The organism is Blautia sp. Sow4_E7, assembly GCF_052116245.1.
Classification (GTDB): Bacteria; Bacillota; Clostridia; order Lachnospirales; family Lachnospiraceae; genus Blautia_A.
The window spans coordinates 1-26,249 of sequence record NZ_JBQKLL010000024.1 but is presented as its reverse complement, the minus strand read 5'-3'; the positions used below and the strand labels follow the sequence as shown (position 1 = coordinate 26,249).

19 protein-coding genes and 2 pseudogenes are annotated in these 26,249 nt (G+C 41.7%); all 21 read left to right on the top strand.

What is annotated here, in order from left to right:
* Nucleotides 1–222 precede the first annotated feature (222 nt).
* Complete coding sequence (locus tag ACTQ50_RS13095; protein ID WP_441052785.1) at nt 223–879, top strand: sigma factor-like helix-turn-helix DNA-binding protein; 657 nt, start codon at nt 223–225, stop codon at nt 877–879.
* Nucleotides 880–1,320: 441 nt separating this feature from the next.
* Nucleotides 1,321–6,564, top strand: a complete 5,244-nt coding sequence (locus tag ACTQ50_RS13090; protein ID WP_441484578.1) for a SpaA isopeptide-forming pilin-related protein — start codon at nt 1,321–1,323, stop codon at nt 6,562–6,564.
* 93 nt (nt 6,565–6,657) lie between these two features.
* The gene (locus tag ACTQ50_RS13085) at nt 6,658–6,822 is read left to right on the top strand and encodes a hypothetical protein (RefSeq protein ID WP_287777798.1); all 165 of its coding nucleotides are present in this window, start codon (nt 6,658–6,660) and stop codon (nt 6,820–6,822) included.
* A complete protein-coding gene (locus ACTQ50_RS13080; protein ID WP_287777796.1) occupies nt 6,809–7,087 on the top strand; it encodes a hypothetical protein in 279 nt (92 codons plus the stop codon). The genes ACTQ50_RS13085 and ACTQ50_RS13080 overlap by 14 nt, the downstream gene beginning before the upstream one ends.
* Before the next feature lie 7 nt (nt 7,088–7,094).
* Entirely contained in the window at nt 7,095–7,871 is a 777-nt protein-coding gene (locus ACTQ50_RS13075) for a phage antirepressor KilAC domain-containing protein (RefSeq protein WP_287777793.1), read from the top strand.
* Nucleotides 7,871–8,431, top strand: a complete 561-nt coding sequence (locus tag ACTQ50_RS13070) for a PcfB family protein (RefSeq protein ID WP_287777790.1) — start codon at nt 7,871–7,873, stop codon at nt 8,429–8,431. The genes ACTQ50_RS13075 and ACTQ50_RS13070 overlap by 1 nt, the downstream gene beginning before the upstream one ends.
* Nucleotides 8,428–10,227, top strand: coding sequence for a VirD4-like conjugal transfer protein, CD1115 family (locus ACTQ50_RS13065; protein ID WP_441484577.1), 1,800 nt, complete (start codon nt 8,428–8,430; stop codon nt 10,225–10,227). Before ACTQ50_RS13070 ends, ACTQ50_RS13065 begins: the two co-directional genes overlap by 4 nt.
* Before the next feature lie 179 nt (nt 10,228–10,406).
* Nucleotides 10,407–10,535 (top strand): annotated as a pseudogene (locus tag ACTQ50_RS13060) (Maff2 family mobile element protein); the annotation flags it as partial.
* Between the two features lie 722 nt (nt 10,536–11,257).
* Entirely contained in the window at nt 11,258–13,144 is a 1,887-nt protein-coding gene (gene ltrA / locus ACTQ50_RS13055) for a group II intron reverse transcriptase/maturase (RefSeq protein WP_441484576.1), read from the top strand.
* Nucleotides 13,145–13,293: 149 nt separating this feature from the next.
* Nucleotides 13,294–13,392 (top strand): annotated as a pseudogene (locus ACTQ50_RS13050) (Maff2 family mobile element protein); the annotation flags it as partial.
* A gap of 16 nt (nt 13,393–13,408) precedes the next feature.
* Nucleotides 13,409–14,281, top strand: coding sequence for a VirB6/TrbL-like conjugal transfer protein, CD1112 family (locus ACTQ50_RS13045; RefSeq protein ID WP_347375473.1), 873 nt, complete (start codon nt 13,409–13,411; stop codon nt 14,279–14,281).
* Between the two features lie 24 nt (nt 14,282–14,305).
* Entirely contained in the window at nt 14,306–14,677 is a 372-nt protein-coding gene (locus tag ACTQ50_RS13040; protein ID WP_347375474.1) for a PrgI family protein, read from the top strand.
* The gene (locus tag ACTQ50_RS13035; RefSeq protein WP_441484583.1) at nt 14,649–17,078 is read left to right on the top strand and encodes a VirB4-like conjugal transfer ATPase, CD1110 family; all 2,430 of its coding nucleotides are present in this window, start codon (nt 14,649–14,651) and stop codon (nt 17,076–17,078) included. The genes ACTQ50_RS13040 and ACTQ50_RS13035 overlap by 29 nt, the downstream gene beginning before the upstream one ends.
* Nucleotides 17,075–17,839: a class B sortase gene (srtB, locus tag ACTQ50_RS13030; RefSeq protein ID WP_441484575.1), complete on the top strand. Its 765-nt coding sequence runs from the start codon at nt 17,075–17,077 to the stop codon at nt 17,837–17,839. The genes ACTQ50_RS13035 and srtB overlap by 4 nt, the downstream gene beginning before the upstream one ends.
* Before the next feature lie 3 nt (nt 17,840–17,842).
* Nucleotides 17,843–18,163 (top strand): hypothetical protein, encoded by a 321-nt coding sequence (locus ACTQ50_RS13025; protein ID WP_347375477.1) that lies wholly within the window; start codon nt 17,843–17,845, stop codon nt 18,161–18,163.
* Between the two features lie 78 nt (nt 18,164–18,241).
* A complete protein-coding gene (locus tag ACTQ50_RS13020) occupies nt 18,242–20,383 on the top strand; it encodes a CD1108 family mobile element protein (protein ID WP_441484582.1) in 2,142 nt (713 codons plus the stop codon).
* A gap of 33 nt (nt 20,384–20,416) precedes the next feature.
* On the top strand, nt 20,417–20,728 hold the full coding sequence (locus ACTQ50_RS13015) for a DUF4315 family protein (RefSeq protein ID WP_441049959.1): 312 nt from the start codon (nt 20,417–20,419) through the stop codon (nt 20,726–20,728).
* Nucleotides 20,703–21,383 (top strand): CD1107 family mobile element protein, encoded by a 681-nt coding sequence (locus ACTQ50_RS13010; RefSeq protein ID WP_441484574.1) that lies wholly within the window; start codon nt 20,703–20,705, stop codon nt 21,381–21,383. The genes ACTQ50_RS13015 and ACTQ50_RS13010 overlap by 26 nt, the downstream gene beginning before the upstream one ends.
* Before the next feature lie 91 nt (nt 21,384–21,474).
* Nucleotides 21,475–23,577 carry a DNA topoisomerase 3 gene (locus tag ACTQ50_RS13005; RefSeq protein ID WP_441484573.1) on the top strand — a complete coding sequence of 701 codons (2,103 nt, stop codon included), beginning with the start codon at nt 21,475–21,477 and terminating at the stop codon, nt 23,575–23,577.
* Between the two features lie 21 nt (nt 23,578–23,598).
* The gene (locus ACTQ50_RS13000) at nt 23,599–24,669 is read left to right on the top strand and encodes a DUF5688 family protein (protein WP_441484572.1); all 1,071 of its coding nucleotides are present in this window, start codon (nt 23,599–23,601) and stop codon (nt 24,667–24,669) included.
* A 163-nt stretch (nt 24,670–24,832) separates the two neighbouring features.
* On the top strand, nt 24,833–26,191 hold the full coding sequence (locus ACTQ50_RS12995; protein WP_441484571.1) for a JAB domain-containing protein: 1,359 nt from the start codon (nt 24,833–24,835) through the stop codon (nt 26,189–26,191).
* Nucleotides 26,192–26,249 lie beyond the last annotated feature (58 nt).

The following is a 26,249-nucleotide window of genomic DNA, read 5'->3' as shown; positions in this document are numbered from 1 at the left end:
TTGTCGGGTTTTTTATTTTTTCCCAAAAGCATGTTGTATAAGGGTCCTTGAGGATTTGGATAGGTATAGAGGGATTTATGATCTTTCTTACAGGTAGCTGAGGAGTCTCGCACTCCCGTTTAAAAAAAACGGGTTGGTTCGGGACTGTTTCTGCTACCAATTTTTATATTCCAAATAAGCAGACTGGATCACCCGTAGCCGAAAGGCAGAAAGGTGGTCCATATGATGACATTAAAAGAATTAAAGAAACGAGTTCCTGTAGCAGATAAGAATGGTTCAGTTTTAGGGAAGACAGAACTATTGAATTCTGGAGCTAAGATTGTCGTAAAGGAAATGGTAGATACCGGTGTTGAAATCAGTGTGTTTGATAATGGTTATGTTTTATTTGAAGAGGATAAACATAAAACGATTTTCTGTTTACATTCTTGCAAAGGATATGATTATGGCTTATTGGATGAAAAAGAAAATATTTTCGGAGAAGAATTTTTCGAAAATGAGAACTGGTATATCCTGCCTCTGATGATCGGAATGGATCGTGTGGAAGCAAGTCGAAAAAGAATTTTGTCGAATCATAACGTGATTTCCATTGATGCAGAGAATCATGATTTCTTTAGCCACAAGGCTCTTAGTATGCCTGAAATGACGGATGAGATCCTTTGGCACGAGATGCTTCGAGAATTTGCAGAGCTTCTAAATGAACGTCAGATGTATGCAGTAACTGCCTATTACTGTGAGGGCATCTCACAGGCTGAAATTGCAGAGAATCTTGAAATTTCCCAACAGGCAGCCAGTGGTCTGATCCAGAGGGCTCTGGTGGTTATCCGTAATTATTTGAATATCAATCCAAGTGATGTAAAAAGAAAAAGAAATAAAAAATAATTTCCAATCCGTGTTGTATAAGCGGCTTATGAAATTTGGATAGGTATAAGGGGGTAAAACCTCTCGTACCTTGACAACTTCATAGCCTGCCCAGAATGATACCTGATCTGAATACGCATAGAGCGAAAAGCTGCGTATCTTTTCAGAGAAAACGTTACGGAGTCAAGAGACTGTAACAGGAACGGGTCTGGGAAAGAAAACAGGAAAATGCTCAAAACTTAAATCAATAAAAATGTTGTCTGAATTCGATTTTGAAGGATGACAGCAGATGCCATGTGGCGGTGTTTGCTCTTCGGAACAGATACCGCCACATTTATGTGCTGTTATCAATCTATCCCACAGTACAAATTTAGGAAAGTGAGGAAAAAGGAAATGAAAAAGACATAGGAACTTTTCTTTTGTAGCTGATAATCAAGTTTATGAAAGATGAGGATTTAAGAAATGAGAAAAGGAAACGCAAAAAGAATTATGTCAGGATTTCTGGCAACTCTTACGGTACTGTCTACAATGATGCAGCCGGTAACAAGCTTTGCAGCAGAAGTACCGTCCGACGGAACAGTTCCGCTATATAAGGATGTTGCAGACATGCTTGATGCAGATGAAGTGGTTGTCACTCATGATCACGAAGTCAGTGTAGGAAGCACATTTGATATTGAGGTGGACTTCTCAGGCATTGAGATTCCTGGCAACGATAAAGTCAAAGTAAAATTCCAGAAAGCGATGAATGATGAGGGCGAAAGTTTTACTACGGATCATGAGGATTCATACGAAGCTGTCTATTATGTAGAACCTCAGAAGACAGATCATCCGACATATCAGATCAGCAGAACTATCACTGTTAAGGAAGAGAAAAAAGCAAGTTCTGAAACAGTAGCTGAAGCTTCTTCTCAGACAACTACGGAAAATGATTCGGGTGGTGGAACTACAGAAGAAACAACGGAAGACGATGACTCAGACTCGGAAAGTAGTGTTGTCCCTGATGATGTAGAACAGATTACGGACGAAGCTTTTGATGCAGAAATCGAATCTACCGAAAATCAGGAAACTGTAGATCCGGAAACAGGCACTTCTCTTTCAGAAGTATTAGAGGAAGCTGTGGAACAGGATGTAAATCTTGCAGAATTAGAGGTAGGTGAAACCGTTACTTTTGAGATGCCAATGCTTTTTGCAGCAACAGGAAGCCAGAGTGTATCCATTACAAGAGGCAGCTGGTATCACTATGCAGACTATGGATTGGGTTCTTACATTACTGCTCCTTACTATGTGACATGGGGTGGAATCAAGGCTACTGCATATTGTGTGCAGCCAAGTAAGACAGGCCCGGATGATGGAACCTATTCTATTACAAAGCTGAGTGATGGAAAAACACTTGCAAAGGTTTGTTACTACGGAACAAAGGCAAGCGATGAGAATGGATTCTTCGATGAGAAGCATCCAGATTTCTCGACTGGTAAAAGGTTTATCATTACCCATATTGCGGCAGCATATGCCAATGGTTCTTCTGATTGGGATTCCGGAACAAATGCAACCGGAAGGAGTCTTGCAAAAGAACTTTACAACTACTGCGTAAGCATGCCGGACATCCCGGATGTAGACATGAGCTTTTCTGATGATAATGTCAAAGCCTACGTGGAAGGAAATGTTCAGAGAACAAAGACCATTACTTTTAAGGCAGACACATTACAAACCATTACATTCAAGCTTCCTGCAGGTGTGAAGCTGGTAAATGTATCTACCGGAAAGACAAGTGCTGCAGGTGCCAGTGTAGAGATTAGTGGAGGAACACAGTTTTATCTGCAGGCACCTCTTACACAGGCAGAGGATGTGAAAGCAACCTTCTCTGCAACTATGAAAGGTTCCATTGACAAAGAATATTCCGCATATAAGATTTCCACCGGTTCCGGTACACAGGATCTTGCACTTGTGTTTGGAGAAGGTGTTGGGAATGAGAAATATGTGGATTTCAAAGTTACTTGGACAAAAGAGTGTTATGTTTCACTTACAAAGAAAGACAGTGAGACATCCAATGCTCTTGCCGGTGCAGTTTATGGTATCTACAGTGATGAAGCCTGTACAAAGCTGATCACACAGATGCCTGCAACAGATAAAAACGGTTCTTCTAAAGTTACGATTGAAAAGACGCAGGAAGTGGTTTATCTGAAAGAAATCTCAGTTCCTGCTGGATATGTGATCGATACAAAATCCTATAATGTGGCACTGAATATCGGAAAGACAACCACAAAGAATGTAACCGATCATCGAGTAAGAGCAACCATCAAACTGACAAAACAGGATTCTGAAACAGGAGCTGTTCCACAGGGAGATGCCACATTAGAGAATGCAGTCTATGGATTATATGCCCGTGAGGACATTGTTCATCCGGATGGAACTACCGGTGTGATTCATAAAGCCGGTACACTGATTACTTCCTTGAAAACAGATAAGAACGGAGAAGCTTCTGTTTCTGATCTTTATCTTGGAAAATACTATGTGAAGGAGCTGACACCTCCGACCGGATATCTGATCGATACTGCAGAACATGATATTGACTGCAGCTATGAAGGTGCAAATGTTCCGGTTATTGAGCGTCATACAACTTCAAAAGAAGATGTGATGAAACAGCCATTCCAGCTGATCAAAGCTGCCAACAACGGTAAGACCGATGCGGATCTCTTAAAGGGAGTTGGATTCTCTGCATACTTAAAGAGTTCTCTTAAGGTAAATGCTGATGGAAGCTATGATTTTACTTCTGCCAGACCAGTCGTGATCACTGCAGATGGAAAGACAGAGATGTTTACGGATGAGAAGGGATATGCTTGTTCTATTCCGCTTCCATACGGAACATACATTGTAAAAGAAACGACTTCTCTTCACAATTTTGATCCGGTGGATGATTTTGAGGTGGTTGTATCTGAGCACAAACCAAATACCCCACAGGTATGGAGAGTTCTCTTGGATAACGAATTCAAAGCAAAGCTTAAGATCGTAAAGAAAGATGATGAGACGAAAAAGACGGTGCTTCTTCCTAAGACAGAATTCAAAGTGTTTGATCTGACAAAGAATGCATATGTGGAACAGGTAACAACCTACCCTGTAACAAAGGTTCATAAATCTTACTTTACGGATAAGGACGGATATCTTATTCTTCCAAACAGCTTAAGACCCGGAAATTATCGAATTGAGGAAGTGACTGCCCCAGAGGGCTATACTTTAAACACCAATTTTGTAACGGTTGCAGTTGATACGAATACAGCATTTCTCATGGATTCTGTCAGTGGTGATGCCATCATCACAGTAGAATATGAGAACCATCCGGTAAAAGGACAGCTGACCATTTACAAACAGGGAGAAATGCTCACATCTTACGATGGAGAGTTCCATTATGAGATGAAAGGGCTTGAAGGTGCTGAATTTGAAGTATATGCAGCTGAGGATATCTACACTGCAGATCACCAAGTGGATGAAAACGGAAACAGATTACTCTATTTTGCAAAGGATGCATTGGTGGCAAATGTAGCTACCAATGAAGAAGGGAAAGCTGTGGTTAAGAATCTTCCGCTTGGAAAATACTATGTGAAAGAAACCAAGGCAACCGATGGTTTTGTATTAAACACTACGATTCAGGATTCTGAATTTGTTTATGCGGATCAGAATACCCCAGTCATTTTTGATGAAATGACCTATACCAACGAACGTCAGAAAGTGTCGATTACTGTTGAAAAGCAGGATGCAGAAACCGGTGATGTTGTCGAAGGTGCAGTATTTGGAATTTATAATGCTGAGGATATCAAGGACAGATCCGGCAATATACTCGTAACTGCAGACTCTCTCCTTCAGGAAATGACTACCGGTGAAGATGGACAGGCAGTTTGTACATTAGATCTTCCGCTTGGACAATATTATGTGAAAGAGTTAAAAGCTCCACTTGGATATGTTTCTTCTGATGAAGTACTTGCCTTTGATGCTTCTTATCAGGGACAGGAAGTACAGACAGTGGAACTGAAATCCATTAAGAAAAATGAGCCTACTACTGTTGAGATTACAAAAGCCGATGCTACTACAGGTGTGGAGCTTTCCGGAGCATATCTCACGGTTACTGACAGTGAAGGCAATGTTGTAGACAGTTGGACATCGGATAAAGATGCTCCACATGTGATCAAAAAACTTCATGTAGGTGAAACGTATACTCTCCGTGAAGAATTTGCACCATATGGATATCTGGTAGCAAATGAGATTCAGTTTACAATCGAGGATACTGCAGAAATTCAGAAAGTACAGATGACTGATGAAGTGCCGGTGGCAAAACTCATTGTAAATAAAAAGGGTGAATTCCTTGATAGTGTTACTTTGATTGATAAGATGAAAGGTTTTGTAGAGCACATTTTTAATTATGTGACAGGAAGCCTTACCGATGTCACTTTTGAAGTATATGCCAAGGAAGACATCAAAGCTGCAGATGGTGTCAGCGATGATTACTACAAAGCAGATGAATTGGTGGCAACGATCACTACAGATGAGACCGGTGTTGCAACATTAGATAATCTTCCACTTGGCATCTACTATGTGAAGGAAGTTGCGACTGCCCACGGTTATGTGCTGGACAAAGAGCCGGTGGTTGTGGACCTGACTTACCGTGACCAGAATACCCCTGTTGTCATTTACGATGAAGACTGGCAGAACCACAGACAGACGGTAAGCATCCATATCTTGAAAAAGGAGAAAAATACGGACCGTGTATTAGAAGGTGGTATCTTCGGATTGTTCGCAAAAGAGGATATCGTATCTGCTTCTGGCAAAGTGCTGATCGAAGCAGATGAGATCATCGAACTGAAAGCGACAGATGCAAATGGAGAGATAAACTTTATCGCAGATCTTCCAATCGATGCTTCTTATTATGTGAAAGAGCTTCATGCTCCGGATGGATTTGTCAATGCCGAAGAAGTACAGGAATTCACTTTCGAGTATGTCGGTGCAGATCAGGCTGTTGTAGAAGAAAACTTCACATTTGAAGATGAAGCTACCACAGTAGAACTTACAAAATCCGACATTACAACAGGGAAAGAGATTCCTGGGTGCAAGTTAAAGGTTGTAGATAAAGACGGAAAACTTGTGGACGAATGGATTTCCACAGAAGACGCCCATGTGATCAAAGAGCTTGTGGTCGGAAAGTACTATACACTCATCGAAACACAGCCTGCAGATGGCTATGTTACTGCAGAAAGTATCGAGTTTACGATAGAGAATACCGCAGAGGTCCAGAAAGTGGAAATGAAGGATGATGTGACAAAGGTGGAGATCTCTAAGCAGGACATTGCCGGAAAAGAACTTCCGGGTGCCAAACTTACTATCCTTGATTCCGAAGGAAAGGTAGTGGAAAGCTGGACATCCACAAACAATCCACACTACATCGAGATGCTTCCAATCGGTAAATATACGCTCCGTGAGGAAACTGCTCCGGAAGGATATCTGGTAGCAAATGATGTACAGTTTGAAATGAAGGATACTGCCGAAGTACAGCATGTAACAATGGTGGATGAGGCGAAACCTTCCAGACCATCTGAGACACCTTCTACTCCAAAAACAGGTGATGACAGAAACATTGCCTTATGGTATGGGCTTCTGGCTCTGGGATTTGGTGGACTTGGTGCTGTATACGCACTGAAAAGAAAGAAAAAACGCAACTAAGAAACATTTATAAATAGATATAGTAATGGGTGTTTGTGATTTCAAGACCGAGATTGCAGGCATCCATTTTCTATTTCGGAAGGAGAAAACAATATGTGGAAAGCAATTGCGATTACTGGTGGTATCGTTGCTGTTGTTTGCAGCTTTGCATTATGGTGTGCCGCTAAGGTTGGAAGTGATGACGATGATTTCTGGGGCATCGGAGATGAAAGAACAGAGGAAGTTGTTCTAAGAGAGAGATTGCATGAAAAACGATAGAAACGATATCGTAGATCCAAAGGCTGCTATTACGGGAAGAAAATATCACCCAGAAAAACCATGGTCCTGCGTATATTGTCACTATTGGATCAGCAGAAAGAAAGGCTGCAAATTAAATGCATGCCACTATCTTCTGCCGGATAGAACAGAACTTTCAGAAGATACAGGTAATTGTAAGAACTGTCCTTATGGCAGACATTCTCCCTGTATTGGTTATTGTATTGCAAAATTACTGATGGAGATCAGACAGAAGAAAGGCAGGTGAACCAGCAATGAATAGTATGATTCAGGTCCATACGGAAACAAATGAAATGACTGTATCAGCAAGGCAACTTCACGAAAGATTGGGTGTTCATACAGAGTATCGTCATTGGTTTCCAAGGATGTGTAGTTATGGTTTTGAAGAGGGCATGGATTTCAAGGCGGTCAAAATTGACCGGGTTCAATTCGAGGGTAATCGAAAAATCTGCAGAGAAATCGTAGATCATGAGTTGTCCATCGACATGGCGAAAGAAATCTGCATGCTGGCTAGAACACCTGTAGGAAAAGTGATTCGCAAATATTTTTTGGAAGTGGAAAAAGCGTGGAATTCACCGGAACAGGTTATGGCAAGAGCATTGCAAATTGCAAATAAGTCCGTGGAGGAACTTAGAGATCAATGTTTGTTAATGCAGAATCAGGTAATGGAGCAACAGATGATGTTAGAAGAACTGACTCCAAAGGCGAATTATCTGGAACAGATTCTTCAATCTCCGTCTCTGGTTCTGACCACGCAGATTGCCAAGGATTATGGGATGAGCGCCATTCAATTTAACCGCCTTCTCCATGATATGAAAATCCAATATAAAGTGAATGATCAGTGGATATTATATGCTAACTATCAGGGACAAGGATACGTGCACAGTAGAACCATTACGATTCCGAGAGGGGATGGAACCTGTCTGGTGCGTATGCAGACGGAATGGACACAAAAAGGCAGATTGTTCTTATATGAAGAACTAAAAGAAAAAAGAGGTATCTTGCCTCTGATTGAAAGGGGGAGTTCATAGTGCAGGATGAAGTAAATGATAAAACATTGAATCTTTGCATTCAAGCTGGGCGCATCACTGCCAATACGTTAAAGGCAGCTATGCGAAAGTATTTGAATGACATGGAAAAACGAAAGAATCTAAAGATCCAGAAGAAAAACGTGTCGAAAAATGAAGAAATCAAAGTAAAGGCTAGAGATAAAGCAGAGAAAAAACTGGAAGCAAAAAAGCCCAGAGGCAAGCAGACTATGAAACAGCTCATGAATCAGGGAGTTCAGCTTACCAATATTCCGATTACAGATGATAACATCAAATCATTTGAAAGAATTGCCCGAAAGTACGGTATTGATTACAGCCTGAAAAAAGATGTCAGTACAGATCCACCTAGATTTATGGTGTTTTTTAAAGCAAAAGATGTGGATGTAATGACTGCAGCTTTTAAAGAATATGCCGGTGTATCCATGAAGCAGAAAGTTAAAAAGCCTTCTGTGAAGAAAAAACTTGCAAAGACAGTGCAGCGTAAGGTAAAGCATCGTCAAAAAGTGAAACAGAAAAATAAGGATAGGGGTCAGGATCGATGAGTAGAAAGAAGATAATTATGTGGATACCCTACATCATCCTCTTCTATTTTGTGGATAAAGGTGCCTGGCTGTACAGACATTGTGTGGGAGGCACTGCAGTTCAAAGATTTGGTGTCATGATGATGAATTATAAGCTTGCTTTTACGAATGTTCTGCCAAGTTTTCATTTGTATGATCTGCTTGCAGGTATTATTGGAGCAGCACTTATCTGGGCAGTTGTTTATTTCAAAGGAAAGAATGCAAAGAAATTTCGTCAGGGAGAAGAATATGGCTCTGCCAGATGGGGCACCTCAAAAGACATCGAACCATTCATAGACCCGGTGTTTGAAAATAATGTCCTACTGACCCAGACAGAGAGACTTACCATGAATTCCAGACCAAAACATCCGAAATATGCAAGAAACAAGAATGTCATCATTATTGGTGGTTCCGGTTCTGGTAAGACAAGGTTCTATGTAAAACCAAATCTAATGCAGATGCCCAAGAACGTATCTTATGTGGTCACAGATCCGAAGGGTACAATTCTGGTGGAGTGTGGCAAGATGCTTGCGAATGAAGGATATCGCATCAAAGTACTAAATACGATCAATTTCAAAAAAAGCATGCATTATAATCCGTTTCATTATATTCGCAGCGAGAAAGATATCCTGAAACTGGTGAATACGATCATTGCAAATACCAAAGGAGAAGGAGAAAAATCTACCGAAGATTTCTGGGTGAAAGCAGAAAAACTCCTTTACAGTGCCCTGATCGGCTATATCTGGTATGAAGCCCCACCAGAAGAACAGAACTTCTCTACTCTGCTTGAATTTATCAATGCCAGTGAGACAAGGGAGGAAGATGAAGAATTTAAAAATGCGGTGGATGAATTGTTTGAGGAACTGGAAGCTGAAAATCCGGAACACTTTGCAGTGCGCCAGTACCGCAAATATAAGCTGGCAGCTGGAAAAACAGCAAAGTCTATCCTGATCAGCTGTGGGGCAAGGCTTGCTCCATTTGACATTCAGGAATTGAGAGATCTGATGGAATACGATGAAATGGAGCTTGATATGCTGGGAGATCAGAGAACTGCAATGTTTGTGATCATCTCAGATACTGATGATACTTTCAACTTTGTGGTAGCCATCATGTACACACAGTTATTTAACCTGTTATGTGATAAAGCGGATGATGAGCATGGAGGTCGGTTGCCGTATCATGTGAGAATTCTGGCTGATGAGTTTGCCAACATTGGTCAAATTCCAAAATTCGACAAATTGATCGCAACCATCCGAAGCCGAGAAATTTCTGCTTCTATTATTCTGCAGTCCAGATCACAGTTAAAGACCATCTATAAGGATGCTGCAGAAACAATTGAAGGAAACTGTGATACCATGCTGTTCCTTGGCGGCAAGGAAAGTTCTACTTTAAAAGAAATCTCGGAGATCCTTGGAAAGGAAACCATTGATCTATATAACACTTCTGATACAAGAGGAAGTAATCGTTCTTATGGACTGAACTATCAAAAGACAGGCAAGGAGCTGATGAGCAAGGATGAGCTTGCGGTCATGGATGGAAACAAATGTATTTTGCAGCTTCGGGGTGTGCGCCCGTTCTTAAGTGATAAGTTCGATATTACCAAACACAAACGATATAAGGAATTATCCGATTACGATAAGAAGAATGAATTTGACATCCAGAAGTATCTGGAACATAAATTGATTCTGAAAAAAGATATGGTCTTTGAAATGTATGAATGTAATGTTTCGGAGGCAGACGTCGCAGCCATTGCTGCAGAAGATGAAATAGACGAGTAAATGATCCGCTTTTGAGAAGCGGTATTTTTTATGCCTTTGGCAGGAGGTGCAATGATGAAGGGATGGATCCGAGCTCCCTGCTAAGGGGAGACCACACAATATATGGCTCAAAAACACTAAATTTGGAAAGGAGAGATTCTGTAGATAGAGCCTGAAAATCTACAGTTTCAATATCACATATGGCGTTTTTTAGTTCAGCGATCAATATCTTACAGACCCTTGTTGTAGCCATCGGAGCCGGACTTGGTGTATGGGGTGTAATCAATTTGATGGAAGGATATGGCAATGACAATCGTGCGACACGTTCGTAAGTGAAAAGCTTGCGCACAAAGTCGAAGGGCAATTGTAGCCCGAAACTTTGGAGAACTGATATTCCGATGGGTGAAATGAGGGGGTAACGTCCCGAAGCGCCACCCTGATACTCCGAATGGCGGGGAGCATGCAACGGCTCTCTCCAAAAGTTTATAGAGCTCGGTGAAGTCGGCAGAGAGCAACCGTAAGACTGGTTTTCAGACCAGACACGAAAGCTGTCCAGAGGTGGATGGTGTTGCCTATATGCCGGGGGTCGGATATCCATGGTGAGAATGTATGAAAATACTGACGAAATTCCGAATGTACGAGTCTAAACGTTGATGCTGTCGAAAGGCGGTACACCTTTCATGGTGGTATCTGTGGGCGAGTAAAATTGGTTGTTATGAAAGTCCATGCATCGTTACAGGCGGTGCGGTTATGCATGACCAGATACAGGCTTAGAGGAAGAACCTAAAGATGTCCAATGATAGGAATATCGGAACGTGGAAAGCTGGGGATACGGAGGCGGTTGCAAGCCAATGATGTGGTGGATGGGAATACCTTCGCGAGAGGGCAATAACCATTCTTTATTCCAGTGAGAGTAGTGGCACAGTACCTGTGAAGCCGTGAATAAGTAAGCGGTGGAGGGATAGCCACAAGTCGAATTCAGCAAAGAAAATGAAAACACAACAAACACAGCTTCGAGTATGACAAAGAAAATCCAAACCGAAGGGAGAGGATGCCTGTGTTGACTTCGGGGCAGCAAGAAAGGAAAAGTAAACAGAGAAAAATCCGCAACTCAGAGTATTACGACATGGAAGGTACTTTTGACAGGCTGTATGCAGAAAGTAAGAAAGATAAAACCTTCAACCATCTGATGGAAATCATCGAGAGTGAAGAAAATATCAAGCTTGCATACAGAACGATAAAGAAGAATACAGGAAGTGATACTTCGGGAGTGGATAAAAGGACGATAGCCGACCTTGCAAAGTTAAGCGAGGAAGAATACGTCCGTCTCATACGGAAACAATTCAGTAATTATCATCCACGACCCGTAAGGCGAGTGGAGATACCAAAGCCCAATGGAAAGACCAGACCTCTGGGAATTCCAACTATCGTAGATCGGATCGTACAGCAATGTATTTTGCAGGTCATGGAGCCGATATGTGAAGCAAAATTCAGTGAGAACTCCAACGGGTTCCGCCCGAACCGTTCCGCTGAGACTGCTATTGCGCAATGCATGAGGCTGATACAGGTACAGCATCTGTACCATGTGGTTGACCTCGATATTAAAGGCTTCTTTGATAATATCAGCCATACAAAGCTGATTCGTCAGATATGGGCATTGGGAATCCGGGACAAAAAGCTGTTATGCATTATAAAAGAGATGCTGAAAGCACCTGTTGTTCTGCCAAATGGGGAGAAAACATATCCCACACGGGGTACCCCGCAAGGCGGTATTTTGTCGCCATTGCTGGCAAACATCGTATTGAATGAACTGGATTGGTGGATTGCTTCCCAGTGGGAGCAGATGCCAACAAAAACAAAATTCAAAACAAGGAGCAATGCGCAGGGAACAGAGATTAAGAGCCACGCCTACAGGGCTCTGCGCCGGAGCAGATTAAAAGAGATGCATGCAGTTCGGTATGCAGATGATTTTAAAATTTTCTGCGCAACACATGAGGATGCTGTCAGAGCATACAAGGCAACAGAGTTATGGCTAAAGGACAGGCTGGGGCTGGAAATCAGCCCTGACAAATCCAAAGTAGTTAATCTCAAAAGACAGTATTCTGATTTTCTCGGGTTCAAACTGAAAGTCCGTAAAAAGGGTAAGAAATATGTGGTTCGGTCTCATATGAGCGATAAAGCATACAAAAAGGCTCATGAAAAAGTATCGGAAGAAGTAAAGAAACTGGCTCATTCGTCAGATGATAATGCTCAGTTCATGCAGCTTCAGAAATATAACTCTGTAGTTGCCGGACTTCATGAATACTATTATATTTCTACAGAAGTATCCCATGACTTCAGCAGACTTGCCTTCAGTATCAACAAACAGCTCAGAAACAGACTGAAAGGCGACTTATCCAAAAAGGGACAGCTCAGAAATGGGTTCATTAAAGAAAAGTATGGAGCAAGCAGACAGATGAGGTTCCTTCATGGACGGCCGGTGGTTCCACTGGGATATGTCCAGTCAAAGAATGCCCAGCATAAAAGGAAATCCATCAATAAATATACGGTCAAAGGTCGGGAACAGATTCATAAGAATCTTGCAATCGACACAGCGACAATGTTATGGCTGATGAGAAATCCTGTAAAAGGCAGAACCATTGAATATGCGGATAACCGTATTTCTTTGTATGCGGCACAGTATGGTAAATGTGCAGTGACAGGAATTCCGATGAATTCCCACGATATTCACTGCCACCATAAAGTGCCGGTTAGCAATGGCGGTTCGGATGAATACGCAAATCTTATTCTTGTCAGCAAAGCGGTTCATATCCTTATCCATGCTTCTTCAGAACCTACGATTGAGAAGTACCTGAAATCCTTAAATCTTGACAATAAACAAATAGAAAAGCTTAACAAACTTCGTACTATGGCAGAAATGCCACCTATTATTCTTTGAATTTAATGCTGTAACGAAGTGTGTAAGTTGTGTTTAAAAGCCCTGGACGGCTGAATTCGATGGAGCGCCGTGTGCGGTGAAAGTCGCATGCACGGTGTGGAGCGGGGGAAAATCCGGAGATAACTTCAAAGGATTACCTATCGCTATCGGGTGCAAAATCACAGGGAATCAAGCAGCTCATGTCCGGTGGCGGAGTAATCCTTATCGGTACACAGCTGATTCCACTGCTTAGCGGATTGTTTGGTTAAAAGGAGGGAGTAATCCATGTTCGATGGCATTTTTGATGCAATTGAAGAGTGGATGCGTGAACTTCTAACGGGGATGATTCATTCCAATCTGGACAGGATGTTTACGGATGTCAATCAAAAGACCAGTGAGATCGCTGCCCAGGTTGGACAGACTCCACAGGGGTGGAATGGCAGCATTTTCAGCATGATACAAAATCTGTCGAATTCGGTCATCATGCCTATAGCAGGAATTATCATTACTTTCGTACTTTGTTATGAACTGATCACGATGATCACAGAGCGTAACAATATGCATGACATCGATACATGGATGTTCTTCAAGTACTTTGTAAAAATGTGGATCGCAGTTTATCTTGTGAGCAATACATTTACCATTACTATGGCAGTATTTGATGTGGGACAGCATGTGGTCAATTCAGCTACTGGTGTAATTACCGGAAATACAGCAATTGATATTACATCAGCGATTACGAATCTGGATACGACTCTGGAAGCAATGGAGATAGGGGAACTGGTCATCTTGGCACTGGAAACCCTGATCGTTAGCTTATGTATGAAGATCATGTCGGTACTGATAACAGTCATCCTGTACGGAAGAATGATTGAAATATACATCTACACTTCGGTTGCACCGATTCCGTTCGCCACGATGTCCAACAGGGAGTGGGGACAGGTCGGAACAAACTATTTCAGAGGGCTCATGGCTCTGGCATTCCAGGCATTTCTGATGATGATCTGCGTGGCTATTTATGCGGTACTGGTAGCTGGCATTCAGTATTCAGATAACTTAAGTTCCTCATTATTTGGAATTATGGCTTACACAGTTGTACTCTGTTTCAGTTTATTTAAGACTGGATCTTTGAGTAAACAGATCTTTGGAAGCCATTAATCTTTAGAAAGGAGACGATAGCTTATGGCTTATGTCAGTGTTCCCAAGGATTTGACAAAAGTAAAAAATAAACTGGCATTTAATCTGACCAGAAGACAGCTGATCTGTATCGGGATCGGAGCTGCAATAGGAATTCCATTCTATTTTCTGACCAGAAATGTCATTGGCATGTCAAACGCAGCAACGGTTATGGTGCTGTTAATGCTTCCGGCATTTATGTTTGCCATGTATGAAAAAGACGGACAGCCACTGGAAGAAATCCTGATGAATATTATCAGGGTGAAGTTCTTACGACCATCTGTCCGCAAATATGAAACTGAAAACTACTATGAGTCAGAATTAGAAAATGATGACCATGGTAATAGCAATGAGAAAGGAGGCAAAAAGCGTGTCTAAGAAAAAAGCACCTGCCATTCAGGATTCCAAGAAGGACAAGAAGAAAAAGAAGTCATCTGCGGATAAGAAGAATGAAAAAAAGATTTCTGCCCATAAGACGATCCGATATAAGGAAATGGCAAAAGATGGTATCTGCCGGGTGCAGGGCAAAACCTATTCAAAGACAATCCGTTTTTATGATATCAACTATCAGCTGGCACAGAACGAAGACAAGAATGCAATCTTTGAAAACTGGTGTGATTTCTTAAATTACTTTGACAGCAGCATTCATTTTCAGCTCAGCTTTATCAATCATAAGAGCAATATGAAAGAATTTGAACGTGTGATTCGCATCCGTCCTCAGAATGATGCTTTTGATGATGTGCGAATGGAATATGCACAGATGCTTAAGAATCAGTTGGCAAAAGGAAATAATGGTCTGGTAAAGACAAAATACATTACTTTTTCTGTAGAAGCTGACAGCATCAAGCTTGCAAAACCGAAACTGGAACGTATTGAGTCTGATATTCTCAATAACTTTAAGATTCTGGGTGTTCCGGCTTATCCATTGAATGGTGTGGAGCGATTGCAGATCCTCTATGAAACCTTTAATCCGGATCAGACGGGATTCAACTTTGAATACAGTCAGCTGTTAAAAAGTGGTCTTGGAACCAAAGATTTTATTGCACCAACAAGCTTTGTGTTTAAGGATGGAAGCACCTTCCGTATGGGTGACACTCTGGGAAGTGTGTCATATCTGCAGATTTTGGCACCGGAACTTACAGATAAAATGCTGGTAGAATTTCTGGATATTGATAAGGATTTAAGTGTCAATCTTCATGTACAGTCTGTGGATCAGATGAAAGCAATCAAGCTTGTAAAATCTAAGGTGACAGATATTAACCGAATGAAGATTGAGGAACAGAAAAAAGCAGTCAGAGCTGGTTATGACATGGATATCATTCCCTCCGATCTGAATACTTATGGTGGAGAAGCCAAACGACTTTTGGACGATCTGCAATCCAGAAATGAGAGAATGTTCTTGGTGACAGTTCTCTTTTTAAATACCGCAAAGACAAAGCAAAATCTGGATAATGCAATTTTGCAGACTGCAGGTATTGCACAGAAATATAATTGTGTACTCCGTAAACTGGATTATTTACAGGAAGAGGGGTTAATGAGCAGTGTACCGTTAGGGGTCAATCATGTGCCGATTAAACGAGCACTGACCACAACAAGCACTGCTATTTTTGTGCCATTTACCACACAGGAGTTGTTCATGCCGGGCGAATCCCTTTACTACGGATTGAATGCTCTTAGCAGCAATATGATCATGGTAGACCGAAAGAAATTAAAGAACCCGAACGGATTGATTCTTGGTACACCGGGTTCCGGAAAATCTTTTGCAGCAAAAAGAGAAATCACCAATGCGTTCTTCGTAACAAACGATGACATCATCATAGGAGATCCGGAAGGTGAGTACTACCCTCTTGTACATGCTCTTGGGGGACAGGTTATCCATATTTCACCAACCAGTAAGGATTATATCAACCCGATGGATATCAATATGGATTATTCCGATGATGATAATCCTCTTGGAGTGAAGTCAGACTTTGTACTCTCTCTGTGTGAATTAATCATGGGTAGTCGAGATGGTATCGAGGCAGAAGAAAAATCAGTCATTGACCGATGTCTGCCGTTGGTGTATCAAAACTACTTTGCAGATCCAAAACCAGAGAACATGCCGATTCTTGGAGATCTGTATGAATGCTTGAGAAAACAGGAAGAGCCACAGGCACAGCGTATTGCGACAGCTTTGGAAATCTATGTCAACGGTTCGCTTCGTGTATTTAATCATCAGACCAATGTGGAGCTTAATAACCGAATTGTTTGTTTTGATATCAAGGATCTTGGAAAACAGCTCAAAAAACTTGGAATGCTGATTGTTCAGGATCAGGTTTGGAACCGAGTAACCATCAACCGTGGCTCTCATAAATCCACCCGGTATTACATTGATGAGTTCCATCTGCTTCTGAAGGAGGAACAGACTGCAGCGTATTCGGTTGAAATCTGGAAGCGATTCCGTAAATGGGGAGGAATCCCAACCGGTATCACACAGAATATCAAAGATCTTCTTGCCAGCCGTGAGATTGAAAATATCTTTGAAAACAGTGATTTTATCCTGATGCTCAATCAGGCTGCCGGTGACAGACAGATCCTTGCAAAGCAGCTGAATATTTCTCCGTACCAGTTATCTTATGTGACGAATTCCGGTGAAGGTGAGGGGCTTCTGTTCTATGGAAGCACCATCATTCCATTCAAGGATAAGTTTGATAAATCTTTGAAGTTATACAGTCTGATGACAACTAAGCCGGAGGAAGTGGAAGCCCGAAAAGAATGGGAGGCTTCCCAAAAATCATGAGAAAGCTTTTTTCAGGAATCATGTTGCTACTCTCACTCTTCTGTATCTCTGTCAGTATCTACATACTGGCAGGGACGAAATTAGAAGATCATAAAAGCGATAAAGCATTTGAAGAAATCAGGGAAGTATTTGATCAGGAATATCCGGAGAATTCAAAAGATAACTCAGAGGATGAGCCAAATATCAATCCGGGTCTTCTAGAACTACATGAAAAGAATCCGGACTGTGAAGGGTGGATTCGAATTGAAGATACACACATTGATTATCCCGTCATGTATCATCCGGAAGAAAAGAATTACTACTTAAGAAAGAATTTCAATCAGGAATATGACATAAGTGGAACTCCTTTTATTTCTGAAATTTGTGATCCGAAGGATTTTGACAACCTGATTATTTACGGTCATCACATGAAAAGTGGTGCAATGTTTGCAGATCTTGATAAGTATAAGAGCGAATCCTTCTATCAGAAGCATAAAAGGATTATTTACAGCACTTTTCATGGTGATGAAATTTATGAGGTGATGGCTTGCTTTGCTGTTCCTGTCTATACAGGGAACGATTTTGCGTATTACGCATTTACTAAGGCAGAAACGCCTCTGGAATATAAAAACTTTGTTGATATTTGTATAAAGAAGTCCTATTACAACACAGGAGTCATGGCTGAATATGGGGATCAGTTACTTACCCTGTCTACTTGTGAGTACAGTCATAAAAACGGGCGGATGGTTGTAGTTGGGAAATTGATCAGAGAGGACGATTAAGTGATGAAAAAGTATTTTGATTATTATGAACATGAACCACTGATGGTAGATCGAGAAAGCCTTCATAAGGGAATTCGCACGATGCTGGCAGAAGAAAATCTTCTGGAATGCCAGAGAGCTTATCTGCAGCTGATTGAGGATTTGCATACCAGTCTTGCTTCAATCTATGAGCTGTATGACCGAATGAAGGAAAAAGAGTTGCTCATCAGCAAGGAAGAACTTGCGGAAATGGAACATATCGCAAAGAAAAATGAGAAAACATTGGAAGTATGGGAGCGGCATCTTCTCAGAAGTTCATTCTGCAGTGGAGAGAGCTGCTTTTAATTTGCCTGTTTTGGAGAGGAGGTGAAAGGATAAATGGCAGGACAGGAATATACGGGGAAAGATAAAATCGTTCAGAAGATGTCCAGAGACGGGCTAACAGAAGAAAACCTGCATGAAGGTACGTCAAAACGAAATAAAAAATATCAAAATACGAAAGATCTGATCCGGGAGCCCCCGTCCAGAGCTGCTCCGTCAGAAGAACCTTTCACGGAAGAAGAATCAGTGATAGAAAAAAAGACTTCCCGTAATAATTCTTCTTATCGAAAAAAGCTTCATGCTCACGAAGGTATTCCCAAGGAAGAAAGCCTCGAAAGCAAAGAAGCGATTCAAAAGAAAAGACAGAGAAAAAGGCTCACTGAGGAACAAAAGAAAGTTTCGAAGTTATCGTTTGACGATGAAGGTGGCATGATTGCCGGTGCCGGAACAAGTTTCGGAAAGAAAGCTGCTGGAATTGGTGGTGCTGCAGTCGGTGCATATGTACATGAAAAACTGCATCATGCAGAGGATGACAATGTGGGATTAGAAGGTGCCCATGCGAGTGAAATTGCTGTGGAAGAAGCTACCAGAAGCCTTCGCAGTGCACAGATCAGAATGAATCGAACCTCTGGCAGACTGGCAAAGAAAGGGTATCGTGAAACAGAATCTCCAACAAGTGGACGTTTAACGTTTGAAGAGATGGAGAAGTCAGTCAGGGAATCTGCAAAAGAAACGGCAAAGAAAAAAGTGTGGAATCGATTCTGGCAAAGAAAAAGATATAAGGATTCTTATATTGCAGCCAAAAAAGGGGAAAAAGGGATGGATACTGTCAGTGGTGCTGCTACTGCTGTTACAGAGTCTTTCACAGAAAAAGCGAAAAGAGCAACCGCAGAAATATTCCGTAAGAACAAGGCGATCTTTATTGGAATAGGTGTGTTTGCTCTTTTATTTATGCTCATCTCTACTTCCCTTACCAGCTGTTCAGCGTCTATTCAAGGAGCTGGCTCATTGATTGGCATGACAACTTATCCAAGTACAGATGATGATATCCACTCTGCCGAAAATGCTTACAAAGCATTGGAGAATGCACTGAACCGGCAAGTCAATAACATCGAATCCAGATATCCTGACTATGACGAGTATCGCTACAACATTGATGAGATCTCCCATAATCCTTATCATCTGATTTCGTTTCTTACCGTGAAATATGGTGAATTCAAATATGCGGATGTAGAGGATGTGATTCAGGAATTGTTTGAAGCGCAGTATGGCATGGATGTGGAAGGCAAAACAGAGACAGTCACAGAGACCAGAACGGTACGGGTTGGTGAATCTCTGGGACAAGTTGTGACCAGCGGATATTGTAACTGCTCCATCTGCTGTGGCAGATGGTCTGGTGGTCCAACTGCCAGTGGAGTCATGCCAAGAGCCAATCATACCATTGCAGTAGATGCAACGAATCCTACCGTACCAATGGGAACTCGGATCGTCATGAACGGTGTGGAATACACTGTGGAGGATACCGGTGCTTTTGCAAGATATGGAGTGGATTTTGATGTTTATTATGATTCGCATGCTGCAGCATCTGCCCATGGACATCAGACATGGGAAGCATTCCTTGCGGATGATAATGGAAGCCGGGAAGTCACAGTTACAAATACCACAACGAAGAAGATTCTTTCAGTGACTCTGACTAATAAAGGATTTGATGCCATTGCCAGAGCGAATCTGGATGAAGAAGAACTGATTCTCTATAACGCATTAAATACCACCTACGGAAACAGAGATTATCTATTTGACCTTCGGACGATTTCAGGCGGCAGTGGCGGCATGAGCTATGACATTCCACCGGAGGCATTGTCGGATCAAAGATTTGCGAACATGATCCGTGAAGCAGAGAAATATCTTGGTTATCCATATGTCTGGGGCGGGGCATCCCCATCTACAAGTTTTGATTGCTCTGGATTTGTGTCCTGGGTGATTAATCACTGCGGCAATGGATGGAACTATGGTCGCAGGACTGCAGAAGGGCTTCGTGGAATCTGTACTTATGTACCGCCAAATCAGGCGAAACCGGGAGATCTGATCTTCTTTGAGAAAACTTATAACACATCAGGAGCCAGTCATGTAGGAATTTATGTTGGAAATGGAATGATGATCCATTGTGGAAATCCTATCCAGTATGCCAACATCAATTCTTCCTACTGGCAGCAACATTTTTTATGCTTCGGACGTCTGCCTTAAGGCGTTCCGGAGCTTTGAAGGAAGGTGAACAAATTGAACAGGCGAATCAAGCGATATCTTGAAGAGATTGATAAAACAGAGCGAAAGATTGCAGAGCTGCAGCAATATCTCAAAGGCGTTCAATCTGCACTAAAGCAGGAAGAAAATAATGAGATGATCAAAAGTATTCGTGGTATGAAACTAAGCAGCAAGGAACTCTTTGACCTGCTCAATGGTATTCAGGATGGAAGCGTTCGTTTTCAGGTAGATGGAGATTCTGAGGAAAACATCCCCGTAGAAGAATCATCCGATGAGATGAGAGAAAGAGAGGATAACAATTATGGTGAAGATCAAGAGGATGAATAAAATGCTGGCTGTTCTTTTTTTATCGGCAAGCATGATTTTCGCAACAGGTACTACTGCTTTTGCTTATGTGGATGAATCTGCAGAAGCAAGCAAAACAGAAACTGTGGAAACAGAGAAAACGGATAAAGATACTGTTGTGGAAGAAAACCAGATCAATACGGAGGAGCCATTCTCCGTTCCGGGAAATGCTCAGGTTCAGGATGATATCACAAACAGTAAGAATAAGGAATTTCTTACTATCACAACGAAGAATAATAATACCTTCTATGTGATCATTGACCGATCTGCAAATGTGGATAACGTGTATATGTTGTCTCAGATTGATGAAAATGATCTGAAGGAATTCTTAGAGGAAGATACTTCTGCATCTACTATCGTGGATGTAACACCAGAGGTTGTGATTGATGAGAATACACATTCAGAGCAGACGGAACAACCTGTGACAGAGAGTCCGGAAAAAGAAGGGACTGCTTCTAATCTGGGAGCACTTGTAGCAATCTTCGCAGCAGCAATCCTTGGTGTAGGTGCTTATGGATATATAAAATTCATCAAGCCAAAAAAAGATGAGGATGAGGGTGATGACGAAGGTATCGAGATGATTGGTGAATCCGATTCATTTGAAGAGGATCAGGAATCCGAAGATTTCGATAATTAAAATTGTGCCACTGAGGGGATAGACAGTGGCATTGATATAGATATTTTGGACCGGTTGCAGATTCTGTAGCCGGTCTTTTTGGAGGTAAGACATGTATTTAGTAATTGCAGAAAAACCGAGTGTGGCGAGAAGTATTGCACAGGTGATCGGTGCGAATGAACGAAAAGAGGGTTATCTGGAAGGGGATGACTGTATTGTGAGTTGGTGCTTAGGTCATCTTGCCGGATATGCTTATCCGGAACGATACGATGAACGCTACAAAAACTGGAACTTTGAGGATCTTCCCATTATTCCAACTTCCTGGAAGGTGGAAGTATCTAAAGACAAAAAGGACCAGTTTTATATTTTAAAACAGCTATTGAATCAGCCGGGAATGGACTATGTGGTAAATGCCTGCGATGCAGGTCGTGAAGGAGAACTTATCTTCAAGCATGTCTATGACTTGTCCAGAAGCAAACTGCCGGTAAAGCGTCTGTGGATCAGTTCTCTGGAAGATTCTGCTATTCTGGATGGATTTGAACATCTGAAAGATGGCGAAGAATATCGTAATTTGGCGAATGCTGCTGTATGCAGATCTCAAGCAGACTGGCTGATCGGTATGAACGCAACAAGAGCTTTCACTTCAAAATATTATAAGAGGCTTACTGTGGGGCGTGTGCAGACACCGACTTTAGCCATGCTGGTTGAGAGAGACAATCAGATTAAAAACTTTAAAAAACAAAAGTATTTCAACGTGGAACTGGACTGTGATGGTATGAAAGCAGTCAGAGAAAAAATCTTTGATGAACGAGAATCGGATCAGTTGCTTTGTAAATGTGACGGGAAAGATGCATCAGTCGTATCCCTATCGGAGAAAGAAAAACGTGTCAAACCACCAAGACTGTATGATCTTACTTCTCTTCAGAGAGATGCAAACCGTATCTATGGTATGACAGCAAAGCAGACACTGGATGCAGCACAATCCCTGTATGAAGCAAAGCTGATTACTTATCCAAGAACAGACAGCCAGTATTTGACAGAGGATATGGAAAGCACAGGAAAAAGTGTGGTTCGTAGAATTCATGAAGTATATCAGGTTCTTGGTCCATTTGAGGAACCAACAAAACCAGATATGAAGAAAGTCATGAATAATGCCAAAGTATCGGATCATCATGCCATTATTCCAACGATGGAGCTGGATGGCAATGTGATTCGTGATTTGAAAGAATCTGAGGAAATGATTTTATTCATGGTAGCGATCCGGCTTTTAGCAGCTACGGATGCAGAGCATATCTTTACGGAGATTCATGCCAATGTGATTTGTGAAGGCGAGCATTTTTCAGCCGGTGGTAAAAAAATCAAACAGCATGGCTGGAAGCTGTATGAAGAATGTTTTAAAAACAAAGATCGTCTTGCCATACAGGATATGGATGCTGTCGGTAAAGAAGAATTTCCGAATGTTACAGAGGGTAAAACCTATTACAAGGTCACTGCAGAGAAAACAGAGCATTTTACTTCTCCACCAAAAGCATTTAATGAGGATCTTTTGCTTCATGCGATGGAAACAGCTGGGAACAGAGAATTCGATGAAGATACCGAGAAAAAAGGACTTGGTACTCCTGCGACCCGTGCCGGAATCATCGAAAAACTTGTCTCTGATAAATACATCGTAAGAAAAGGAAAAATGCTCACTGTCACAGAGGATGGCAAGGCGTTGATCAGTGTGATGCCGGAGTGCTTACAATCTGCCAGTATGACTGCAGAGTGGGAAAACCAGCTTTTGCAAATGGAAAAAGGACAGATGGATCCAGAGATGTTTCTTCGGGGAATCTGCAATTTGTTATCCGTGATCTTAAATGGTCTGGAAGAACTTCCACCGGAAGAGACAACCCGATTTTCCAATCACAAGAGCATTGGAAACTGTCCAATCTGTGGCAATCCTGTGTTTGAGGGAAAGAAGAACTTCTATTGCTCCAACCGGGAATGCAGATTTTCTCTCTGGAAGGAAAATCGGTATCTAGAAACGATGAAAAAGACCATAGATACTGCAACAGCAGTGGCGCTTCTAGCACATGGAAGAGCCCATATGAAGGACTTGTATTCCAGAAAAAAGGATATGTATTTCGAAGCAGATTTGTTGGTGGAGTTCAAGGATGGAAGGGCAAATTTCTCTTTAGAATTCCCAAAGAATAGTAACTCAAAAACAAAGAAATAAAAGAAAGAACGAGGTAGTATTATGGATTTTAAATCTTTTACAGAATCAATTCAGGATATGATCAAGGAATTTCTTCCTAGTGATTTTAAAGACGCAACAGTGGAGCTCGTACAGCATAAAAAGCTGAATGAGCAGTATACAGGACTTACAGTACGGAAAGAAAATCAGGTGGCAGTGCCTACCATCAATCTGGAAGCACTCTATGAGGCTTACGATTCCGATCACATTTCCCTGGTTGAGGCGGTAACACAGGCTGCAGCTATGGTTCAGATGCAGCCAGAAGGCTTTGAGGTGGATTCCTTACGCATCACGGATTATGATACTACAAAGCATAAGCTTTTCATCCGAGTAAGCAATGCAGAGAAAAATCAGGAAATGTTGCAGAATGTCCCACATATGCTTCGTGAGGATTTAGCGATTACATATCATATCGCTGTCAGCATGGACGACGACGCAGGCATTGCTTCTACCATAGTCAACAATCACCTGATGAATATGTATGGTATTACACAGGAACAGCTTCATGAAGATGCGATGAAAAGCTCTCCGATTCTCTTTCCAGCTACGGTTGCTTCTATGGGCGAGGTCATGAAACGTATCATGATGGATGATATGAAAGAAGCTGGTATGGATCAGGAGACAATGGATGCTCTGATACAGGATATGCCAATGGTTGAAGACTCTGTCATGACTGTAATCACCAACGTGCAGGGTATTAATGGTGCAGCAGCTCTCTTCTATCCGGATCAAATGGATAAAATTGCAGAAGGATTAGGTGGAGATTATTTTATTCTCCCATCATCTGTGCATGAAACTTTGGTTGTCCCGGATGATGGAAAGATGTCATTCCTTGAGCTTCGCAGTATGGTGACGGAAATCAATGCGACACAGGTACGCCCATCGGAACGTCTTACGGATGAGGTATATCATTATGATTCCAAAGACAAAGTATTCGAAAAAGCAGACACCTTTGATGCTCGCCAGAAGGCAAAAGCAAAACAGCAAGAAAAGGATGTTTCCAATAAGGATCAGAATCTTGGAAATGCTGTGAAAACACCTAAGAAACATAAGAGTAACGATATGTCACTCTAATACTTGTGCCTCCGTTTGGGTTTGTCCAGACGGAGGTTCTTTTTTTGGAGGAAAACAATGCAGGAAAGAAAAGATACAATTACTTTTGATGATTTAAAAGAAAAGATCAATGAAATGGAATCTGAAGAATTCATCATAGAAGTGCCACTTGGAGGTGATACGGATGGCAGAGAATAATACACCAAGGATTCACGATGAAAAGAGGGAAAATGTGCTGCCACAAGTTGCAATCCGAATGATACAGGAAAGACCGTTGATCAGCACCGAAAAGATGGATTCTCCAAAAGCAGCGATCCATGTCATGAGCGAGTTCCTAAGTCAAATGGACCGGGAACTTGTTTGTGTAGTGAATCTGCAAAGCGATATGAAACCAATCAATATGAACATCGTAAGCATGGGAGCTTTGAGTGAGTCATTGGTTCATCCAAGGGAAATGATGAAGTCAGCGATTTTATCCAATGCACATTCCTTTATGATGATCCATAATCATCCGTCAGGGAATCTGGTTCCTTCAAAAGACGATGTTCTAGTGACAGATCGCATGCATCAGGTTGGAGAACTTTTGGGAATTCAAATGGTGGATCACATCATAACCGGTAGAGGAAATGAGTATTATTCGTTTCATGAGAAAGATACAATTCCTACTTCCCAGAATCATTTTACAAGCGATATCGATCAGCTGCAGATTGGAAAAAAAGTAGCTGAGGAACAGACAGGATATTCAACAGAATCCAACCCGGTCAAAAATGACCGTGTTCAAACAACTGCCCTGCCGGTTCAGGGAAAAGATATGAATAGCATCATGCAGTCATTAGAGATGGGTGTGCAGAATTTCTTAGAAGGTGATCAGGAACGTTACAAGGAATTTCTGAAGGTCATGACAAAGTTCCACAATTACTCCGTAAACAACACACTTCTCATTGCTATGCAGAGACCAGATGCCACACTCTGTAATTCATATAAACGATGGCAGTCTCTTGGCAGGCAGGTAAAACGAGGGGAAAAAGGAATCACGATCATTGCTCCGGCACCCGTGAAAACTAAACAGACAAGAGAACGAAAGGACCAGTATCAGCAACCGGTGATCGGTGAAGATGGACAACCGGAACTGGAAGAGGTGGAGGTTGTTATCCCAAGATTCAGACCAACTACCGTATTTGCTTATGAGCAAACAGAGGGAGAACCACTGCCCTTTCTTGTGCCAGAGGAGCTGACAGCCAGTGTTGAGAATTATGAAATATTCATGGAAGCAATCACCAGAGTATCCACAGTACCGATTCGATTCGATGAGATTACGAATGGAGCAAAAGGATATTACAACAATGCGACAAAAGAAATTGTTATCAATAAAGGCATGAGCGAGAGCCAGACCATGAAAACTGCAATTCATGAATGTGCCCACAGTCTTCTTCATGATAAAGACATTATGATGTCGAATCATGTCGAAAAAGACCGTATGACAAAAGAAATTGAAGCCTTATACTCAGCATTCCAAAATGTTAATCATTTTAAAGAATGCTGAGAAATAAGACGTTTTACTACTAAAAGATGAGCATTATTCGTTAGCGTAATCCACAAAG